The following is a 21,379-nucleotide window of genomic DNA, read 5'->3' as shown; positions in this document are numbered from 1 at the left end:
CTGTCCGGCTGTTCACCTCAACCTCAGTTTACAGATGCGCGGGCATCATCGAGGATCTTGTTGAGGGTAGCGCTCGGCTGCATGACCGCAGATACCTTCTCCATCGGAGCATGGTAGTAGCCGCCCAGATCAGCCGGGTGACCCTGAACCACCGTCATTTCTTCCAGGATCTTGTCCTTGTTCGCTTCCAGCTGAGCAGACAGCTTGGCGAAGAAGTCCTTCAGCTCCTTGTCATCATCCTGGTTCGCCAGTTCTTCCGCCCAGTAACGCGCCAGGTGGAAGTGGGAGCCACGGTTGTCCAGCTCACCGGTAACCCGTGACGGAGACTGATTGTTCTCCAGCAGGCGCTCGGTTGCTTTATCCATGGTCTGACCCAGCAGACGGGCGCGCAGGTTGTGCTTCTTCTCACCCAGCTCGTCCAGGGACACTGCGGTTGCCAGGAACTCACCCAGGGAATCCCAGCGCAGGTGGTTCTCTTCAATCACCTGCTGTACGTGCTTCGGTGCGGAACCGCCAGCACCGGTCTCGTACAGACCACCACCGTTGAGCAGCGGTACGATGGACAGCATCTTGGCGCTGGTACCCAGCTCCAGGATCGGGAACAGGTCGGTGAGGTAGTCACGCAGAACGTTACCGGTGACGGAGATAGTATCCAGGCCACGGATCAGACGCTCCATGGTCCAGCGGATAGCGCGAACCGGAGACATGATGTGAATTTCCAGGCCATCGGTGTCTTCTTCTGCGAGATATGCCTCAACCTTCTTGATCAGCTGCGCATCGTGGGCACGCTCATCGTCCAGCCAGAATACCGCAGGCATACCACTGGAACGGGAACGGTTCACCGCCAGCTTGACCCAGTCGCGGATCGGCAGGTCTTTGGTCTGGCAGGCACGCCAGATGTCGCCCTGCTCGACCTTGTGCTCGGTCAGCACAGTGCCGTCTTCGGTAATCACACGAACGGTACCGTCTTCCTTCATTTCGAAGGTCTTGTCGTGAGAACCGTACTCTTCGGCTTTCTGGGCCATCAGACCAACGTTGGGCACGGTGCCCATGGTGGTCGGATCAAATGCGCCATGGGTCTTACAGAAGTTGATCACTTCCTGATAGATGGTGGCGTAGGTGGACTCAGGCATAACCGCCTTGGTGTCCTTCAGCTTGTTGTCGCGCGCCCACATCTTGCCGGAGTTACGGATCATCGCCGGCATGGAAGCATCAACGATAACGTCACTCGGTACGTGCAGGTTGGTGATGCCCTTGACGGAATCCACCATGGCGATTTCCGGCCGGTGCTCATAGCACGCGTGCAGGTCTTCCTGAATCTGCTCCTGCTTGGACTCAGGCAACTGCTTGATCTTTTCGATCACGGAAGACAGACCGTTGTTCGGATTAACGCCGATTTCATCAAACAGATCGCCGTACTTGTCGAACAGGTCTTTGTAGAAAACCTTCACCGCGTGACCGAAAACGATCGGGTGGGAGATTTTCATCATGGTGGCTTTCACGTGCAGGGAGAACATCACGCCGGTTTTTTCGCAGTCCGCAATCGCGTCCTCGAAGAACTTCACCAGCGCTTTCTTGCTCATGAACATGCCGTCCAGCACTTCGCCTTCCAACAGCGGTAGCTCTGCCTTCAGTACAGTCTGCTCGCCCTTGGCGTTTTCAAATACGATGCGGGCTGTGGTCGCCTTGTCCAGGGTTACGGACTGTTCGCTGGAGTAGAAGTCACCACCGCGCATGTGCGCTACGTGGGTGCGGGACGCCGGGCTCCACTCACCCATAGAGTGCGGGTATTTGCGAGCGAAGGCTTTAACCGCAGCCGGTGCACGACGGTCAGAGTTACCTTCACGCAGAACCGGGTTTACTGCACTGCCCAGTACTTTGGCGTAGCGGGACTGGATGTCTTTCTCTTCGTCAGTCTCTGCGTGTTCCTTGTACTCGGGAACCTTGTAACCCTGCTCGTTCAGCTCCTTGATGGCCGCACGCAGCTGAGGAATCGACGCGGAGATGTTCGGCAGCTTGATGATGTTGGCTTCAGGGTCTTTGGTGTATTCACCCAGCTCGGCCAGTGCATCCGGAACCCGCTGATCTTCTTCGAGATAGTCCGGGAAATTCGCCAGAATACGCGCCGCGAGAGAAATGTCGCTGGTTTCGAATTCAATGCCAGCCGGCTTGGCGAAGGTTTCCAGGATGGGAAGAAGAGACCGTGTGGCGAGGGCAGGAGCCTCGTCGGTCAGAGTGTAGACAATCTTTGCTTTGGATGATGTCATTTTCGTCCTCAGGCTAATGGGTGGGTTCAGGACGGCCACGGCTGGGTCTGGCGTCTTGTGGACGTCTGGCCACAGCGATGACTGAATTGGAACTTTTGATAGACCTACTAAGATAGCATTTTTCGGGAAATTTTGGTTACGATCTTAGTATAAGAACGGACTAAAAATGCCAGATCTTCCGTGACAAGAGTATGAAATGACCAGAATTTACGAAACTTTCTAACATTCAGGAATATGGGAGCCAGTTGTATATCCGGGAGTTAACGCAGTTATGGCTCTGCTTCTCAAAACCCGCTCAAGCACATCCATGTGGCGCTTGGGCTCCGCCATCCATGGCTCCGCACAGTTTTGGGAAGCAGAGCCACAACCGCTGATCCGGTTTTCCCAGCGCCTTCCTGGATTACGCTCTAAGGCATAAAAAAGGCGCGGGGCGAGCTTTGCACTCGGCCACGCGCCACTGGAGACATTCGGTCTCAGCTCTCGGGCAGCAGGCTCGCTGCTGCCAGGCAATCCCGGATCTGGTCCAAAGCTTCCGGGTTGCCCAGGGCGTCCCGGTTGTCGGCTTTCTTGGAACCGTTGATCAGACGAGCCACCGCCAGTTCGACTTTTTTGCCGCTACGGGTGTAGGGGATGTCTGGAACCTGGACTATATGCCTGGGTACGTGCCGGGGGCTCGCGCCTTCGCGGATTCGGGTTTTCAGCTGTTTGAGCAGTTCGTCAGTCACCTGCTGGCCATCAGCCGGCACCACCAGCAGGACCACTTCCACGTCGCCGTCAATCTGGCGACCGACGACAAGGCTGTCTTTCACTTCGGCCACGGTTTCTACCTGACGGTAGATTTCCGCTGTTCCAATGCGCACGCCACCGGGATTAAGGGTCGCGTCGGAGCGGCCGTAGATGATGGCACCACCGTGTTCGGTAAATTCGATGAAGTCACCGTGGGCCCACACCCCGGGGAATGTCTCAAAGTACGCACTTCGGTAGCGCTCACCGTTTGCATCGTCCCAGAAGCTCACAGGCATGGAGGGCAGAGGCTGCCGGCAAACAAGTTCGCCACGACCGTCGGTTACCGGTTGACCATCGTCTCCGTAGGCCACGGCATCTACACCCAGGAAGCGGCACTGGATTTCACCACGGCGCACCGGCAGCAGCGGCGTCGCGCCCACGAAGCATCCGCAGATGTCGGTGCCTCCGGCGATGGAGCCGAGCAGGGCATTTGGTGAGCCGTCGCTGTAGATCCAGTCGTAATCTTCAGGAAGCAGGGGAGAGCCTGTGGAGAAAACGACCCGAAGGTTGCTCTGGTCCAGGTCCTTGGCGGGCTTCAGTTCGCCCTTGCGGCATCCGGCAATGAAACGGGCACTGGTTCCGAAATGGGTGACTTTTTCTTCCGCCACCACATTCCAAAGGTGGCTCAGGCTCGGGTAGCCCGGGGAGCCGTCCACGGTGATCACAGCCGCTCCGGTCATCAGGGCAGAGGCCTGCCAGTTCCACATCATCCAGCCGCAGGTGGTGAAGTACAGGAAGCGGTCCTCAGGGCCCACATCGCCGTGCAGCATCAGTTCTTTGGCGTGGTTCACCAGCAATCCGGCGTTGCCGTGAACGATGCATTTGGGTTTGCCGGTGGTACCGGATGAATAAAGGATGTACACCGGATGGTCAGGAGCCAGCGGGGTGAAAGACGGCGCTTTGCCGTTGCCGAACGCCAGGGCGTCTTCCCAGGTGCTCACCCGTTCACCCTGCAACGGAGCCTGGTCTGGTAGCTGCTGTACGCTGACCACCGCTTTGAGGCTCGGCAGGCCGGCAATGAGTTCGGCAAAATCATCCTGACGGGCAAACACCTTGCCGCCGTACCCATAACCATTCACCACGATAAGTGCGGACGGTTCGATCTGGCCAAAGCGGTCGAGAATGGCACCAATGCCGAAATCCGGAGAGGCCGAGCTCCATATAGCGCCCAGGCTGGTCGTTGCCAACATACCCACAAGGGCCTCGTAACCATTGGTGACCACCCCGGCCACCCGATCGCCACGTTCAATGTCCTTGCTTCGCAGGAAGGCTTCCAGGGCGCCAACATCAGCCTTCAGTTCAGCGTAGGTTTTACGCAATACAGGCCGGGTTTCGCAGTAGGCCACCACGGCCTCCCGGCCGGCATGTTCGCCTTCGGCCAGCCGCAGCAGGTTGGCGGCAAAGTTAAGGCGCATGCCCGGAAACCATTCGGCGCCCGGCATGTCCCGTTTTCCCAGCACTTTTTTGGCCGGGGTGTCACAGACCAGGCCGCAGTAATCCCAGACCTTATCCCAGAATGTATCCAGGTCCTTAACAGACCACTGGTGCAGCGCATGATAGTCCGCAAACGGGCCATAGCCCTGGTCTTCCAGCCAGGTTTTGAAACGCCCCATGCGCGAGTTGTTCAACGTGTCTTCGGAAGGAGACCAGACTACCGGTGATTGTTCTGTTGTGCTCATCTGTCGTTCCTGTTCGTTACTGCATGTGCCAGCCGTGGCTGACGACGATGGACTGGCCGGTCAGGGCCGCAGAGGGAAAAGCTGCCAGGTGAACCGCCAGTTCCGAGACGTCTTCCAGGGTGGTGAACTCGCCGTCCACCGTATTTTTCAGCATGACCTTGCTGATCACTTCCTGTTCGGAAATACCCAGCTCTTTTGCCTGTTCGGGAATCTGCTTGTCGACCAGCGGTGTGCGGACGAAGCCCGGGCAGATAATGTTGCTGCGAACGCCGTGCTCAGCCCCCTCTTTGGCGACCGCCCGGCACAAACCCAGCATGCCATGTTTTGCCGCCACGTAGGGCGATTTCAGCGGTGAAGCCTCCAGAGAATGCACCGAGCCCATATAGAGCATGGTGCCACCGCCACTGGCGTACATTTGTTTCAGTGCGGCCCGCGTCACCAGGAACGCTCCGTCAAGGTGAACACTCATCACCTTGCTCCAGTTGGCGAAGGACAGCTTGTGAACCGGGTCGATGTGCTGGATACCCGCGTTGGCCAGGGCGATGTCCAGTCCGCCCCATTTTTCCACGATGGCAGCCACACCATCATCAACCGCCTGCTCATTGGTGACATCCATAGCCAGGGCCATGGCTGTTCCGCCAGCCTGCTCGATGGCAGCCACGGCCTCCTGCGCACCCTCCAGAGTCAGGTCTGCAACTGCGACCTTTGCCCCCTCGCGGCCATAGTGCTCGGCAATGGCCCGGCCGATTCCACGTCCCGCCCCGGTGATCAGGGCAATCCTGTTTTCCAGACGCATGATGGTTTCTCCTTACTCGTAAGCTACGCTCGGCAGCCAGGTCGCGATTTCCGGAATCAGGAAAACAATGGCAAGGGCTACCAATTGAATGATGATGAACGGCACAACGCCGCGGTAAATATCTGTGACCTTGATCTCCGGTGGCGCCACACCCTTGATGTAGAACAGGGCAAAGCCGACAGGCGGTGTCAGGAATGAGGTCTGCAGGCACATGGCGAACATGATGGTGAACCAGACAAGATCAAAACCGAGTTGCTGTACCACCGGTGCCACCAGCGGCAGGATAATCAGAGTGATTTCTACCCAGTCCAAGAAAAAGCCCAGCAGGAACACTGCAAACAGGATGGTCAGGATCACGCCATAAGGGCCGAAGGGCAGCCCCAGCAGGGCTTCTTCAATGACCGTGTCACCGCCAAGGCCACGCAGCACAACCGAGAAGGCCGTCGCACCAAGGAAGATGGCGAAGATGAACGCAGCAGTACGGGTTGTTTGCTGCAACGATGAACTCAGTACTTTCAGGTTAAGCCGTCCCGCCGCCAGAGCAAGGATCAAGGCGCCAAAGGCGCCAACACCAGAGGCCTCTGTCGGGGTGGCAACACCGGCAAAGATGGAACCCAGCACACCCAGTATCAGGGCCGCTGTCGGCAGTACCGCTTTGGCAACATCCCAGACCACGCTCCAGCTGACTTTCTCGAGCCCCTGAGGAACCGGGGCCACATTGGGCTGCAGCAGCGGGCGGATCAGGGCATAACCCACATACATGGCTCCGAGCATCAGCCCCGGCAGGAAGGCCCCCATGAACAGGTCACCGACAGACGCTTCGGGTACCGCCAACCGGTCAGCCATCAATACCAGCATGATGGACGGAGGGATCAGGATACCGAGGGTTCCGGTGGCACAGGCGGTGCCCACGGCAAACCCCTTGTCGTATTTGTTCTCCATCATCACCGGCAGGGACAGCATGCCCAGCAGCACCACGGATGCACCAATGATGCCGGTTGTCGCGGCCAGCAATACTCCAATCACGATGACGGTGACGGCGAACCCTCCGCGCACGTTACCGAACAGCTTGACCATGCTCTTCATCAGGCGTTCCGCAACACCGGACTGATCCAGCATGATCCCCATGAAGATGAACATGGGCAATGCTACGAGGGTATCGCTTTCAACGATACCCCAGATTCGCTCTGGAACCAGCCCCATGGATGAGGGATAGTCGAACCACAGGTTAGCGCCGAAGTCCTCGACCGCTATAACCCCGATAAGAGTCCAGATCACCGCGGTGCCACCCAGCACCCAGGCTACCGGAAAACCTGTCATCAGCAGCACCCCGAAGGTGAGGAACATGCCGATTACAAAAACTGCTTCAAGCTCCATCAGGATGCATCCTCTTTCTTGTTATCTGGCGTTTCGATCCGGATGGGTTTCGGGAATCCGAACAACAGCGCGGTCACTTTGAGCAGACGGGACAGCGCGGCAATGATGATCAGCGCAAACGACAGCGCCAGAACCGCCTTGAGTACCCAGCGATGGGACAGACCCGCCGGTGCCTGGCTGGTTTCACCAATTTCCCAGGAACTGAGGGCGTAAGGCACCATTTCGTAAACCGCCAGCCCGAGGAAGGGCAACAACAGAAACAGCAGTCCCAACAGTTCGATCCAGGCCTGGGTTTTCAGTGACCACCGCTCATGCAGAACATCAACCCGGACGTGGTCGTCCACGACCAGGGTATACGCGAGACCCAGCAACCACCCCGTGCCAGCCAGGTGCCACTGGACTTCTTCCAGAAGGACCGAGCCCTGCCCGAATACATAGCGGCCAACCACCGCCCAGATGATGACACCGGTTACCACAACCCAAAGCCAGGAAGCACCTTTTCCGATAAGGGTCAGGATGCTGTCCAGCCACTGGCTGATCCGGGTGGTGGGCAGTTCGGTATGGTGATGTAAAAGTTCGTCAGCGTCGGAAACCGACGCGTGCGGTGTATGCAGAGAGTCTTGATCAGACACCGTCATGGTGGAGTTCCTCACTCAGAAAGCGGTTGCGTGAAAGGCGGATGGCCCCGAAGGGCCATCCGTGGGGTCTTGAACGCCGGAACTCCGTCCGGCGCCAGGAGTCAGACTCCAGCCTTACAGGTCAGCCGGCAGGTAGGCACGCTCGTCCCATACCTTGTAGGTTTTCAGGAACTCCTGCTGACTTTCATAAGCACGTTTGAAGTCAGCATCCTTGGCGGCTTCTTCCTCAAGTACTTCCTGAGTAACGGCTTTCAGCTTTTTGAGAACGTCGGTGGGAATCTGGTCAGCGTGGATACCGTTTTCCTGGAAGCCCGCCAGTACAGCGCCATTCTTGTACTCACCTTCGGCCAGACCGAGGGTAGTAGCAGCAGTACAGGAAGCTTCCACCAGCGCTTTCTGGGAATCGGATGCACCGTCCCACTCATCCTGGTTGATCAGCATGTACTGGGCGGTGAACTGCTGATGCCAACCGGGGAACAGGTTGTATTTGACGACCTGGTCGAAGCCCAGGATCTGGTCAATGGCTGGCATGGAGAATTCAGTGGCATCAATGGTGCCTTTTTCCAGCGCCTGATAGAGCTCGCCGCCAGGCATCATGGTGACGGATGCACCCAGCTTCTCCAGCACCTTGCCGCCCAGTCCGGCAAAGCGGATCTTCATCCCCTTGTAGTCATCCAGGGACTCAATCTTGTTGGCGTACCAGCCAGCTGTCTCCGGCCCGATGATGCCACACAGCTGTGCGTGAACCTTGAAGCCTTTGTTGTGGTAGGTTTCCTGCAGCAATTCATGGCCGCCACCGTAGTAGTACCAGCCGATGTAGGCCCATGGCTTCATACCGAAAGGAACCGCTGCGAACAGAGGTACCGCCGGAACCTTACCCTGGTCGTAACCGATCCAGGTATAACCGGCAGAGACCTTGCCATCAGAGACAGATTGCAGAATATCGAACGGGGGAACCAGCTTGCCCGGCTCGTAGACACGAACCTGAATACTGCCGTTAGATGCAGTGGTGAGGTTGTCTGCAACCCAGGCGGCGGGGGAGCCCAGCCCCGGGAGATTGGTGGCGAAGGCAACGGGCATTTTCCAGCGAAGATCGTCAGCGAACGCGGAACCCGTGGTGAGAGCAATCGCACCGGCAACTCCGGTGAGAGCCTTGAGAAGTTTCATTGGCAAGTCTCCTAGCATTGTTATTGTATCTGGCCCGGTGGCTCGCACCTGAAAGGCCTGGTCTGAGTATAGTCAGCCAACGCAGGAACAGACGGACACGTGAATTTGGGGTCCAACAGATTGCGCCAGTCTTGTTCTCTACGTTGTTCTGACGTCCTGCGCTTCAGCAAAAGCAGACACTATGCCAGAAAGACTTTTTTGTTATTTTTCATAATGTTAAGAATTTTTAAACATTCAGAAGAAGGGGAAACGTCCGGGCATCCGGACGCATATAGACATCAGTCGTAGGTGTTTGTACGGATTACGGGACACCTGTCCTGAAATCAGGACATTTTGCCAAGTTTCTCGTAGAGAACAGAGCGGGAAATACCCAGCAGTTTCGCAGCCCGCGTACGATTACCACGGCTGGCAACCAGGGCCTCTTCTATGGCCTGTGCTTCAGCTTCTGCCAAGGTCTGGGACAAGGGTCTGACAGGCTGGGGCGTCAGTGATGAGGTCGGCCGGTTGCCACTGCGGGGCAACACCTTGAAGATGGCATCGGCATCCAGCAGCCCCCCGTCCTCACTCATAGTCAGCGCCCGTTCCAGCACGTTGCGCAACTCACGAATGTTGCCTGGCCAGTCATAACTGCCCAGCGCTGAGACCCCGGCATCGGTTATCTCGCCCCGCATCTCCAGGCCTTCACAGATTTCTCCGAGTAGTGCCTCGCACAGCACGCCGAGATCCACCAGACGATCCCGCAAGGGCGGGATCGGGATTTCCAGAACGTTGAGACGGTAGTAAAGATCGGAGCGGAAGCTGCCGTCGGCAATCATCGCTTCCAGGTTCCGGCTGGTCGCCGCAATGACTCGCACATCCACCTGGCTGACCTTGTTGGAGCCCAGAGGTTCGATCTCGCCTTCCTGCAAAGCCCGGAGCAGCTTGGCCTGCAGCGGCAGCGGCATATCACCCACCTCATCAAGGAACAGGGTTCCACCATTGGCGAGCTGGAACTTGCCTTCCCGGGTGCGACGATCAGCTCCGGTGTAGGCACCCGGAGCCACTCCGAAAAATTCCGCTTCCAGCAGGTTGTCGGGAATCGCCGCCACGTTGACCCCCACAAACGGCTTTTCTGCCCGACCGGACACCGTATGAATGGCCTGGGCCAGCACTTCCTTACCGGTACCGGTCTCGCCAAGCAGTAATACCGGCATTTCGCGGCCAGCGGCAAGTCGGGCACGGCGTTTGACCTCGAGGGCTGCCGGACTGGCACCGACAAAATCCCCCAGACTGTAGCGGGTACCCCGGGCTTTCTTCGCAAGGGCTTTGCGAGCTGCCGCCAGATCCTGATGCAGACGCCGGTACTTGGACACCAATGGCGTCAACGGCTGCAGGTCATCGTACAGAACAAAGGCCACAGCACCGACGATGCTGCCTCTATCGTCATAGAACGGCAGCCGTGTCACCACCAACTGCTGATGGTTATGTTCCATGATGTCCAGCAACAGCGGCTTGCCGGTTTCCACGACCTCCGGCATGCGGGTGTGCGGGATCACCTGCCGGACCGGTTTACCGATAACAGAGTCCGGATCTCCCAGCCCGAGCAGATGCGAGTAACTACTGTTGATCCAGGTAATCCGGGCCTCACGGTCAACAGCAATAGCTCCGGCACTCGCTTCCTCAAACATCGGAAACAGAGCCTCGATCAGGTCTCGGGTGATGCCACTCCTGGAATTCTCGGTAAACAGCTCAGTCATGTACCGCGCACCATCGGGTTGAATATTGTTCATTGTATAAACCCTGGTACCCGACGACGCCGGGTACAGTCACGGAAGTATATGGGGCCCCCGATTCGGGGGCAAACCAAGCCTGTCCGGCACCGCAGGCACCAGACAGGCACCTGCTTACTCCGGAATGCGGAGCTGGTTCTCCTCAAAGACGATCCGGTCTTCGACCGCCGGATCGGTCGCAATGTCAGGCAGGTTCACCGCCGACAAAGGCGTGGTAATCGCTCCGCGAGGAACCGTCCGGACGACCTGGCTCGGTGGCAGCGGCTGTTCATCGGTCAGATGCGCCCACATCAGGTCCAGGGCCTGGAAGTAGTAGTGATGCAAAGGCACGTACCGATCGGCTACGCCAGGGAAGCCGTTCAACACATCCAGGTGATGCGCATTCAGGATTTCGTAGTAGTGCAGATTGCTGTCTTCGCCCTCAACCTGCTGGTTGAGCCCGTAGTATGGGCGGGCGGTATGATTGATGGGCAGTATGGCATCGGCCCTCCCTGTGACGTAAACCGCTGGCTTACCGCGCAGATTGCCACTGGCACGCACCTCGGTAATACCACCGGCAATGGCCGCGGACAGATCAGCGGCATTGCCGGTCAGATCGGAACCGGTGACCACATCACTGCCTTGGGCCAGGCTGCGCAGGCACAGCAACGCATCCAGCCCGTAATCCGCCTGACTCGAACTTGGCGAGACACTGCTGGCCAGGTGGGTTGGCTGACCTTCAGCTCCGTCGTAAACAATGTTGACTCCCGCAGAAGGCGGAATGCCATTGCTGGAAGAGAACAACACGGCTTCAGCGCCAGCGGTAATCGGAGTCACAGCACCCGCGCCATCTGTCGCTGCCAGGGTCAGGTCGCAGACACGATCCTCCACGCCGGCACGGCCATAGGCATTCGCGTATGTCATGGAAATGCTCTGGGCCACGGCCAGGCCAAAGTGCACCGGTGCCAACAGGTTCTGTTCGGGCTGAATACCGAACTCCTCATTCAGGATACGCAGCGCATCCGAGGCCCGCTCATCCAGGGTAGCCCCGGCCACAAGGCCCTTGTTAGCCAGGGAGTTACAGATATTTTCACCCACCGCCGGTGGGTTGAACACCGCATTCAACGGGGCAGCATCACGAACCTCCGGCGCCTGGTTGGCACAACCCTGCCAGACCGACAGGGCAGTGGTGTAATCCAACAGGCTACGACTGTGGCCGGTGATCACCGCACCATCACCCTGACGAATGGTAAAACCGGTATCGACCACCGGATTGACGTTGGGCTCGGATACCGCCACGCCGTCGATCAGCCCCAGTTCATCCTGCTCTGCGGCACGCAGCGATGAACCTCCACCATTAGAAACACTGGACGCAATCACCAGGGTATTGTCAGGGTCGATGGTGATCAGGCGTTTATCATTACCCAATTCCCGGCCAAACTTTTCATTCAGCACATAGAACCCGAACTCAATAGACTGCAACACATGCAGCCCCCAGTCTTTTTCGGGATTGGCCATGGAGTGGGCGTGTTTCCAGGCAAACCGATCCGGTGAGGTGGCGTTGAAATCTGCCCGTTCAGCATCGCTCAGGTCCGCACGGAACTGCACAGCCTCTGCGTCAGAACTGGTCAGGGTACCGTCGATTCGCTGGGCCGCACCGGTTTCCAGGTTGTGAGAGCCGGTCCCAGTGCCTTTGTCGGTATAGACCACCGCACAGCCCTTTTTCAGACCCCACTCGCCAGCGGTGCCAATGGCGCCATATATCCCGCGGGATCCGGAGGAGGGGGCCGTCACCATACAGGGCGAATCCGGATCAAAGCTGTCCGGCACCTGAGCCATAACGCTCACCGGGTGGTCACTGCCCGGTACAGTCATAAAAGCGAGATACTCGTCCCCCGCGATCATGCCTTCACCGCTGGCGCCGACCTGAGGCCCGAAAAACTCACCGTAGCCGCCACCCGGCACCGTATCTACCAAGGCTCGGTAATTGTTGTAGATCGCCAGCCGCCGAAGTTCTGCAGGCGTAGGGTTCAACGTATCGGCAAACGCCGGTGCAGGCGTTGATGCAAGCCCGGTAGCACCCAGACCCGCGGTAAGCAGGTCATCGGTAACACCATCGTAATGACTAAACGCAACATCCCCCTGGATGAAATCCGGGAGTTGGTTGAATGGGGGCAGATCCTCTTTGCACCCGGTCAGGGCAAGCCCGGAGGCTCCGATCAACGTGCAGATCATCAATCGCTTCATGGTCGTTCCTTGTTTGTTGTTGTTAACGAACGGGCCAGGCGTTCTGGGCCAGGGCCCATAGGTATGAATACCTACCGGCGGCTATGCGCATCCTGTGCCAACCCTGCAGATTATTGATTTTTATAGATTTTATATGAAATGTTGGAAAAGGGCTCCTTGGAGAATCCGGATATCCGGACACCACAGACATGGACACGGAGGTGAAACAGCAGGATACGGGGCTATGGGGGATGGGCGTCCCGGATTCCGGACGGTGTCCGGCCTTCAGGACATTTCAGTGACGAACCCCAGGGTACTAGCCAATACGAACAAACGGCAAAAGGCTGAACCCGGCAATGACGACAATGGCCAGCAGGGCCGCCAGAGTGCGCACCGGATGCTTCCTGAGCATCGCCACGACACTGACGCTTTCACCCCGGACCTGACGCTCTTCGAACGAGCGGCGCTGGGATTCCAGCCGCTGCTGCTGGTAGTGCTGCAATAATTGCCGGGCCCGCTCGGCTTCGTCATCGTCGTGGACCCAGAAACCACCCATGCTGATCCCCCAGCGGCTCGGCGGCGTTTCGTAGTAACGAACCTCATGTTCCTCAAACAGGGCACGGATCTCATCAGCCTCGTCATCCGGGACATGGCGCAGGTTCATCAGGTGGTGGGGCATATCGACTCGTTATCTGGTATCGGAAGCGGGAATCCCTATATCCTAACAGCAAAGGACGACCGACCGAATTCACCACCGGGATACTGCATGACCAACCGCCCCCTCCGATTGCTGCTGGATTTTGATGCACGCAGCCAGCGGGACAAGGAACAACCTCCGGCTTTTCTGCACCGCCGGGACCGGAAATTTGCCCTGACCTGTCAGGAACAGGGTCTGGCCCCCACACCCGAACGATGGATGGCACATATGGACCGCCTGAGCGGTCCGGGTGCGAGTGCTGACAAAAGCCAGCAGCTACTGCGGCTCTGGCAGCGCATCCGTATGCTGTTCATGCTGGTCGGTGCCGTATTTGGCGTCCTCACCATGGCGGGCCTGCTGTTTTACGATGCCGGCCAACGCATCAACATCACGGTGATTCTGGGTTTTGTCCTGCTGCAGATACTGCTCGCTCTGTATACCAGCCTGCAGGCGCTGATCGGCTGGCAACCCTGGCACTGGTTATTGCGACGATTCGGTGCTCACACTCCCGGGGCCGGAAGCATGCCCGGCGGGATGCAGCCATTACTGATGGCCGAAGCGGCACACCGGGGTGGCACCTGCTTCGCTCTGACCGGGCTAGTCACGTTGCTGATCATGGTGGTTATTCAGGATCTGGCCTTCGGCTGGAGTACCACCCTTGATACCGCCGCTGCCAGTTATCACCAGCTTGTTGTCGCCATAGCCGCACCCTGGTCCTGGCTCTGGCCAGACGCCGTACCGACCCTGGAGCTGGTAGAGGCAACCCGGTTCTTCCGGGCCGATTCCGGCAGTTCAGGCGCCGCGCCCCTTGCCTGGGGGCAGTGGTGGCCATTCGTCGCCATGGTATGGACGTTCTGGGTGCTGCTGCCCCGGCTGTTGCTGGCTCTTATCGCAACGGGCCTCGTTCATCACCGGGCCCGTACGGCGCTGAATAATCACCCGGGCATGCACGCACTGCTGTACCGGATGGAAACCCCAACCCTGGACACCGGCAACGAAAACAATGACGCCGCCGATCAGCCGGACACCCGAACCAACGCCAGCCTTCAACCACTGCCAGACACCCACATCCTGCTGTGCTGGGCTGGTGGCGGTGACCCGGAACTGCCGGACAGCCTTGCCGGTCCACACAGCCTGATCCTGAAAGCCGGCGGACGAGCAACCCTGGCCGAAGACCGGCACGCCATCGAGCAGGCCGGAACCGCACTCAGCCAACGCGGCGCAGGAGCCATACTCGTCATCACCCGCAGCTGGGAACCACCCACCGGTGAGTTGCAGGATTTTCTCGAATCTGCACGTGAACACTGGCCAGACAACACCCTGATTGCCCTGGTGCCCATGGCCCAGAACGCCGAACAAGCGCCGGCGACACACCAGTTGCAACCCTGGCTGCGTTTTACCGAACGGATGGCTGACCCCCATCTTCAGGTAAGCGTGCCGCAGCTGGCATGGCAGGATCCCTATCGCCTGGAGGAAGACCGAACATGACCGCAGCCCCCGTGTTCGCCGTCGTCGGCCACCCTAACAAGGGTAAATCCAGCGTGGTGGCCACGCTTTCCCAGAACGACGCCATTGCCATAGCCCTGGAACCGGGAACCACCCGCAAGCGCCAGGCCTACCCGCTGAGCGTGGATGGTCAGGTGCTGTATACCCTGGTGGATACCCCGGGCTTTCAGCGCCCACGACGCGTCCTTGAATGGCTCGAAGCCCACAGCGTATCAGCATCTGACAGAGCAGAAACCGTAGAGGCCTTTGTCACCCAGCATCAGGGAGACGGCCGCTTCACCGACGAATGTGAATTGCTGGCTCCACTGCTGGAAGGCGCCGGAATTATCTACGTGGTGGACGGCTCCGTACCCTATAGCAGCGAACACGAAGCGGAAATGACCATCCTGCGCTGGACGGGGCGCCCGAGCCTGGCCCTGATCAACAGCATCGGCCCCGATGACCATAGCGACACCTGGCAGGCTGCGCTCGGACAGTTCTTCCAGGTCGTCCGGAAGTTCGACGCTGTTCGCGCCCATTTCGATCAACATCTGAGCCTTTTACGTGCATTCGGACAACTTGAACCCGCTTGGGAACAACCGTTGGAGAAGGCCACTGAGTTCCTCTCTGAACAGCGCCGCCGGCGCCGCGAACAGTCCGCTCAGCTCATCGGGAAGGCGTTGGTAAACATGATGTCGTACCAGGAAAAGCGGACCCTGACCGCTGAGCAGGCCACCGCCACCAGCGACAGTGCCCTGGCGGACCAGTTGCGGCAACGCTGGTACCGTAACCAACGGCAGCGGGAGCAGTCACTGCGGATTGATGTAGAGCACCTATACCAGCATCAGAAGATCCGGCGCCAGGAAGCGGAACTGGAATGGCACAGCCAACACGACCTGTTCTCCGAAAGCAGCCGCAAGACCTGGGCCGTCAGCAAACGCTACCTGGCCACCGCCGGTTTTGGCGCGGGGGCCGTCAGCGGTGCGGGGATCGACGCGCTGACCTTCGGCTCGTCCCTGGGCACCGGCGCCTTGGTAGGCGGCATCATCGGTGCCGCCGGCAGTTATTTTTATGGCGACAAACTGGCTCTGCCGGCCCTCAATATCGGCGTCCTGAAAGACGGCCTCAAAACCGCAACCTTTGGCCCCGTGCAGGACAGCCAGTTTGGCTACGTAGTGCTCGGACGGGCCGTTGACCACTGGTGGCACATCAGCCATCGCAACCACGCAGGACGCGACCTGCTGGACCTGGAACCCGCCGACGATCACTGGCTTAGCCGACTCGACAAAGTCAGCCGTCAAGAGATCCAGAAAGCCTTCGACAAGGCCAGGAAACAGCGCCTGCTGGATGATCGCCAACGCCGGAAACTGGCCTTAGCCATTGAACAGGCGATGCAGATTTACGACGGTTGGCGGTTGAACCGCCCCTGAGGCGCATGTTTATACTGTATGGCTTTCCAACACCTGATAGGGGAACGCTAATGAAAATCGTACGTGTGCAAGACATTATCGGTACCGAACGCGAAGTCAGCGACAAGCAGTGGACCAGCCGCCGCCTGCTGCTGAAGAAAGACGGCATGGGGTTCTCCTTCCACGAAACCATCATCAAGGCCGGCTCCGAGCACACCTTCTGGTACAAGCACCACCTGGAAGCAGTCTACTGTGTTGCAGGTAATGGCCGAATCAAGGATCTTGCCACCGGCGAAGTGCACGAAATCACAGACGGCACTCTGTACGCTCTCGACAACCATGACCGCCACACCCTGTACGGTGGCACCGAAGACATGCGCCTGATCTGCGCCTTCAACCCGCCGGTCACTGGCCGTGAAATCCACGACGAAGACGGCGCTTACCTGCCGGATACCAGCGAAGACTGATCGGTTGTCACTGCCAGAACATCAAGCTGCAACCACACCGCCACCGCCAGCGAAATTGCTGCCGGTGGCGGTGCTGCTTTGGCTGGCTGGCGTCTACCTGAGAGTGCCGGTGCTGGTAGCACCGGCTCTGGCCCCATTCATCAGCGAAGAATTGGGCCTCTCACAAACCCTGACCGGGGCCCTGACAACCCTGCCCATCCTGATGCTGGCCGCCGGTGCCATGCCCGGATCCCTGGCGATTTCCCGCATCGGCCCCCGCAACACCCTGGCACTGGCCATGGTCATCATGGTGATAGGCTCCGCCGGACGCGGCCTGGTTCCCGATATCAGTACACTCATGATCGCCAGCGCGGTGATGGGTTTCGGTGTCGCCATGATGCAACCGGCACTGCCTGCGCTGCTGCCAAGGTGGCTCGAACCCCACCATCTTGCCCTCGGCTCGGCGATCTACATGAACGGCATGCTGATGGGGGAATTCATAGGGGCCGGCATCACCCTCCCGGTGCTCATGCCCATGGTAGACAACAGCTGGCGCGCCGCGATGATAGCCTGGTCACTACCCGCACTGCTGGTCGCTGCAGCACTTTACCTGCCCAAACGGGACCGCGGCCGCCCCTCCCGGAAAACAGCCTGGCTGCCAGACTGGAGCAACCCCCTGACCCTGAGAATCGGCCTGCTACTCGGCCTGTCCGGCTCCATGTTCTTCGGCCTTAACGCCTACATGGGCAACCTGCTCGAACAACAGGGCCGCCTTGATCTGCTGCCGGAAACCCTGTTCTGGTACAACGCCGCCCAGGTTATCGCCTCCCTGATCATGCTGAAAATGGCCCGCGCATGGGTTGGCCGACGAACCCTGATCATCACCATGGCCGTCCTCAGCATCGCCGGCACAGCCGGCACCGTCCTCCTCGAAGGCTGGTGGTTCATCGTCAGCGCCACCCTGATGAGCTGCGTTGCCGGAATCCTCCTGATCCTGCTTGTGGCACTACCACCGTTGCTGGTCAGCCCCGAAGAAACCGGCCGCCTCTCCGCCGGAAACTTCCTGATCGGCTACACCCTGGCGTTCTCCATTCCCATGCTGGGCGGCCTCCTGGCCGACTGGACCGGAGACACCCGCCACGCCATCGCCACCATCATTGCCTACGCCGTCCTGGTTCTCCCCCTGGCGTTCACCCTGGACCTGAAACGAAAAAAGGGCCACCCCAAAGGCTGACCCCATAAAAAAACCTGTTCCTCAGTCTCCCCCACCCAATGGCCGCAAGGCCGGGCAGCGGGGGGTAGTTTCCGCCGGGAACGATTGTCTGAGCGCAGCGAGTTGTTCGTTCCCAGAGGAAACTACCCCCCGCTGCCCGGCCCAACTCCAGTTACAAATAATAGTCCTGCAACGGAGGAAACCCATTAAACTCCACCGCACTATAGGTCGTCGTATAAGCCCCCGTAGAAAGCCAGTACATCCGATCTCCGATGGCCAGATTCAACGGCAACGGATACTTGTGGTGCTCATACATAATATCCGCACTGTCGCACGTCGGCCCCGCAATCACACAATCCTCGCCCTCGCCGGACTTCTCAGTCCAGATCGGAAACTTGATCGCTTCATCAAGGGTTTCAATCAAACCCGAAAACTTACCCACATCGGTGAACACCCATCGGTGCAGCGCCGTGCGGGACTTGCGGGAAATCAACACCACCTCACTCACCAGCACACCGGCATTTGAAATCAGCGACCGGCCCGGCTCAATGATGATCTCCGGAAGCTCATCCCCGAAATCCTCGTGCAGGAAACGGGCAATCTCCTCCGCATACACCCCCAGTTCATTGGTGCGGGTGACATAGTTGGCAGGAAAACCGCCGCCCATGTTGATCATCTTGAGCTCGATGCCATCTTCTTCCTTCAGGCGCTCGAAAATCACCTTCACCTTGTTCAAAGCCGCATCCCACGCACCGATTTCCCGCTGCTGGGAGCCGACATGGAACGACACCCCATAAGGCACAAGGCCCAGATCTCGGGCCAGAATCAGCAGATCCATGGCCATATCGGTCTGGCAACCAAACTTGCGGGACAACGGCCAGTCTGCTGTCAGTGTGCCCTCAGTCAGGATACGCACATAAACCCTGGAACCCGGAGCCGCCTTGGCGATATTGCGCAGGTCGGCCTCCGAGTCAGTGGCGAACATCCGCACACCCTTTTCATAGAAAGTACGAATATCCTTCGCCTTCTTGATGGTGTTGCCGTAACTGATGCGATCGCCGCCCACACCCAGCGCCATGACCTTTTCCAGTTCATATACCGAGGCAATATCAAAGTTGGCGCCCTTGTCCCTGAGCATGGTCAGGATCTTCGGAGCCGGATTTGCCTTCACCGCGTAATAGACCTTGGCGTAGGGAAAGCCTTCCACCAGTTCGTTGTACTGGCGATCAATGATGTTGGTATCAATCACCACGAACGGTGTTTCCTTCGTATCAGCGAATTCCTTAATACGTTTGAAGGTCTCTGCGTCGTAGTAGTCAGCAATGTTGGCGTTAACGGCTTCGGTCATGGATGGTGTTTCCCTCCACAGGGCAAACAGGCATAAAAAAAGGGCACCACAGCATGGCTGCAGGCCCCGGAATTGGCGCGATCATCGGGCTTTTTTTCATACCCGGAAATGAGCATATCTACCCATAAGAAAACGCCGAAATCCTGTGCCCGAAGGACCGGGATTTGCAGGCGGGAACGCAATAAAACATTTAGCTACAAAATTTATGCCTGTTATCAACTGCAAATATTGCAGAACGCACTAAATTGAGAAACATGTCTAAAAAGAACACATAGGGTGCGGCTCATGCTTTTCGGCAACAATCATCTCAAGCAGGTTCTGGAACAGGCTCTCGACGCTGTCGTCAGTATCGACGAAAAAAACTGCGTGACCTTCTTTAACGCGGCCGCTGAAAAGCTGTGGGGCTATGACCGAAAAGAAGTCATCGGCAACAACGTAAAAATGCTGGTACCCACGGACATTCAGGGCAAACACGACAGCTACGTTCAGACAAACAGGGACACCGGCCAGGACAAGATCGTGGGCACCAGCCGCGATGTATTGATGACCCGAAAGGATGGCAGCCAGCTCTGGGCCAACCTGGCGCTCAGCAAGGTGGTTCAGGGAAAATCGATTACCTATACCGCGTTTGTCCGGGACATCACCGCGGAAAGAGCCAGCCGGGAAATCATCAATCAGACCCTGGAGCAGGCACTGGACGCCGTTGTCACCATCGACGAACACAACAATATTACCTTCGCGAACTCCGCAGCCGAGCAACTGTGGGGCTACGACCGTTCCGAAATAATTGGCCAGAACGTCAAGATGCTGGTGCCGGCAGACATTCGCGACCGGCACGATGACCTGGTCAATGCCAACCGGAAAACCGGCGTGGATAAAATCGTCGGAACCACCCGGGAAGTACCCATTTTCCGCAAGGACGGAGACAGACGCTGGGCCTCCCTGTCGCTCTCCAAGATCCGCCTGGATGACCGTATCCTGTATACCGCGTTCCTGAAGGATGTAACGGAAGAAGTGGCCCGGCGGGACGAATTCCGGATGCTGTCTATGGTGGCCAACGAAACCGATAACGCCGTTATCATTACCAATCCGGACAAGCGGATTGTGTACGTCAACCAGGGCTTCTCTCAACTGACCGGTTATACCCTTGAGGAGGTGGAGGGAAAGAAGCCCGGGGACCTCCTTCAAGGGCCCCATACCGATCAGTCCACCGTCAACCAGATCCGCCACAAACTCAGCCGCAACGAACCCTTCTACGATGAAATCCTGAACTACGATCGCAACAACAATCCGTATTGGGTTTCACTGGCCATCAACCCGGTGTTCGACGACAAAGGCACCCTCACGCACTACATCTCCATCCAGGCCAACGTGACCGAGACCAAGGAACAATCCCTGGAGTTTACCCGCCGATTTGAAGCCATTAGCCAGAGCAACGGCGTCGGCGAGTGGGCACTGGATGGCAAGTTGACCCACGCCAACCCCTATATGGTCGAGCATCTGGGTGATCCCAATGAGCAGGCACTTCTGGCCAGGGCGAGGAACCTCCGGGACATTGTCGGAGCCGATATTTTTAACCGTGTTCTTCAGGGAGAACAGCTCCAGGGTAGCTTCAGCATCGAAGATCCCCAGGGCAGGGAGCATTGGTTTGATTCCACGGTTTGCCCGATTGCCGATTTCGAAGGCAACGTCCGTTACATCGTTACCTATGGAATTGATATTAATTCAAAGATGGAAGCATCCAAGGTCACCGATGAGGAAATGGCGCTGGTCTTGAGCTCTTCCAACGAGATATCGAAGATTGTCAGTGTGATCAATGAAATATCCGGCCAAACCAACTTGCTCGCACTCAATGCCGCCATAGAGGCCGCCAGAGCCGGAGAGGCCGGTCGCGGATTTGCCGTGGTGGCTGATGAAGTTCGCCAGCTTGCCCAGCGCTCGACCCAGTCAGCGGACGAAATCAACCGGCTGGTGGCAGAAACCACGCAACGGGTTGAAGATCTGGCCAACTCCCTGCGCCGGTTAAACGATGTGTCGTCGGACGAACTCTCGGCAGCCCGGAAACAGGCAGGCCCGGACTAGGCCAGCACCTTAGCC

General features: G+C 58.2%; 15 protein-coding genes. 5 read left to right on the top strand and 10 right to left on the bottom strand.

All coding sequences use genetic code 11. The features are described from left to right. Nucleotides 1–23: 23 nt before the first annotated feature. The 9 genes from FWJ25_RS08200 to FWJ25_RS08160 all read right to left on the bottom strand — a co-directional run bounded on the left by FWJ25_RS08200 (nt 24) and on the right by FWJ25_RS08160 (nt 13,363). Entirely contained in the window at nt 24–2,267 is a 2,244-nt protein-coding gene (locus FWJ25_RS08200; RefSeq protein WP_149599783.1) for an NADP-dependent isocitrate dehydrogenase, read from the bottom strand. A 473-nt stretch (nt 2,268–2,740) separates the two neighbouring features. Next, complete coding sequence (locus tag FWJ25_RS08195; protein WP_149599782.1) at nt 2,741–4,732, bottom strand: acetoacetate--CoA ligase; 1,992 nt, start codon at nt 4,730–4,732, stop codon at nt 2,741–2,743. 16 nt (nt 4,733–4,748) lie between these two features. After that, entirely contained in the window at nt 4,749–5,528 is a 780-nt protein-coding gene (locus tag FWJ25_RS08190) for a 3-hydroxybutyrate dehydrogenase (protein WP_149599781.1), read from the bottom strand. 12 nt (nt 5,529–5,540) lie between these two features. Continuing rightward, entirely contained in the window at nt 5,541–6,905 is a 1,365-nt protein-coding gene (locus FWJ25_RS08185) for a TRAP transporter large permease (RefSeq protein ID WP_149599780.1), read from the bottom strand. Then, nucleotides 6,905–7,543, bottom strand: a complete 639-nt coding sequence (locus tag FWJ25_RS08180; protein ID WP_149599779.1) for a TRAP transporter small permease subunit — start codon at nt 7,541–7,543, stop codon at nt 6,905–6,907. The genes FWJ25_RS08185 and FWJ25_RS08180 overlap by 1 nt, the downstream gene beginning before the upstream one ends. Nucleotides 7,544–7,657: 114 nt before the next feature. Next, nucleotides 7,658–8,710: a TRAP transporter substrate-binding protein gene (locus FWJ25_RS08175; RefSeq protein WP_149599778.1), complete on the bottom strand. Its 1,053-nt coding sequence runs from the start codon at nt 8,708–8,710 to the stop codon at nt 7,658–7,660. 323 nt (nt 8,711–9,033) lie between these two features. Next, a complete protein-coding gene (locus tag FWJ25_RS08170; RefSeq protein WP_149600064.1) occupies nt 9,034–10,446 on the bottom strand; it encodes a sigma-54 interaction domain-containing protein in 1,413 nt (470 codons plus the stop codon). Between the two features lie 147 nt (nt 10,447–10,593). Next, nucleotides 10,594–12,705 carry a 3-hydroxybutyrate oligomer hydrolase family protein gene (locus FWJ25_RS08165; RefSeq protein WP_149599777.1) on the bottom strand — a complete coding sequence of 704 codons (2,112 nt, stop codon included), beginning with the start codon at nt 12,703–12,705 and terminating at the stop codon, nt 10,594–10,596. Nucleotides 12,706–13,000: 295 nt separating this feature from the next. Continuing rightward, nucleotides 13,001–13,363, bottom strand: a complete 363-nt coding sequence (locus tag FWJ25_RS08160; protein WP_149599776.1) for a DUF6164 family protein — start codon at nt 13,361–13,363, stop codon at nt 13,001–13,003. An 87-nt stretch (nt 13,364–13,450) separates the two neighbouring features. Between FWJ25_RS08160 and FWJ25_RS08155 the strand changes: the two genes are divergently transcribed. From FWJ25_RS08155 to FWJ25_RS08140, 4 genes are read left to right on the top strand one after another with little or no spacing between them, the layout of a single operon-like run. Continuing rightward, on the top strand, nt 13,451–14,869 hold the full coding sequence (locus FWJ25_RS08155; RefSeq protein ID WP_149599775.1) for a DUF2868 domain-containing protein: 1,419 nt from the start codon (nt 13,451–13,453) through the stop codon (nt 14,867–14,869). After that, nucleotides 14,866–16,296, top strand: a complete 1,431-nt coding sequence (locus tag FWJ25_RS08150) for a GTPase/DUF3482 domain-containing protein (protein WP_149599774.1) — start codon at nt 14,866–14,868, stop codon at nt 16,294–16,296. The genes FWJ25_RS08155 and FWJ25_RS08150 overlap by 4 nt, the downstream gene beginning before the upstream one ends. A 50-nt stretch (nt 16,297–16,346) precedes the next feature. After that, the gene (locus tag FWJ25_RS08145; protein WP_149599773.1) at nt 16,347–16,742 is read left to right on the top strand and encodes an ectoine synthase; all 396 of its coding nucleotides are present in this window, start codon (nt 16,347–16,349) and stop codon (nt 16,740–16,742) included. Between the two features lie 10 nt (nt 16,743–16,752). Next, entirely contained in the window at nt 16,753–17,955 is a 1,203-nt protein-coding gene (locus FWJ25_RS08140; RefSeq protein ID WP_149600063.1) for an MFS transporter, read from the top strand. Between the two features lie 151 nt (nt 17,956–18,106). On the opposite strand, the gene FWJ25_RS08135 is transcribed toward FWJ25_RS08140, so the two are convergent. Continuing rightward, nucleotides 18,107–19,282, bottom strand: a complete 1,176-nt coding sequence (locus tag FWJ25_RS08135) for a type III PLP-dependent enzyme (RefSeq protein ID WP_149599772.1) — start codon at nt 19,280–19,282, stop codon at nt 18,107–18,109. 285 nt (nt 19,283–19,567) lie between these two features. Between FWJ25_RS08135 and FWJ25_RS08130 the strand changes: the two genes are divergently transcribed. Beyond that, nucleotides 19,568–21,364 (top strand): PAS domain S-box protein, encoded by a 1,797-nt coding sequence (locus tag FWJ25_RS08130; RefSeq protein ID WP_149599771.1) that lies wholly within the window; start codon nt 19,568–19,570, stop codon nt 21,362–21,364. The last annotated feature ends 15 nt before the right edge of the window (nt 21,365–21,379 follow it).

Source organism: Marinobacter salinexigens (genome assembly GCF_008370345.1).
Classification (GTDB): Bacteria; Pseudomonadota; Gammaproteobacteria; order Pseudomonadales; family Oleiphilaceae; genus Marinobacter; species Marinobacter salinexigens.
The sequence above is the reverse complement of the archived record's forward strand: the minus strand, read 5'-3'. Positions and strand labels throughout refer to the sequence as shown.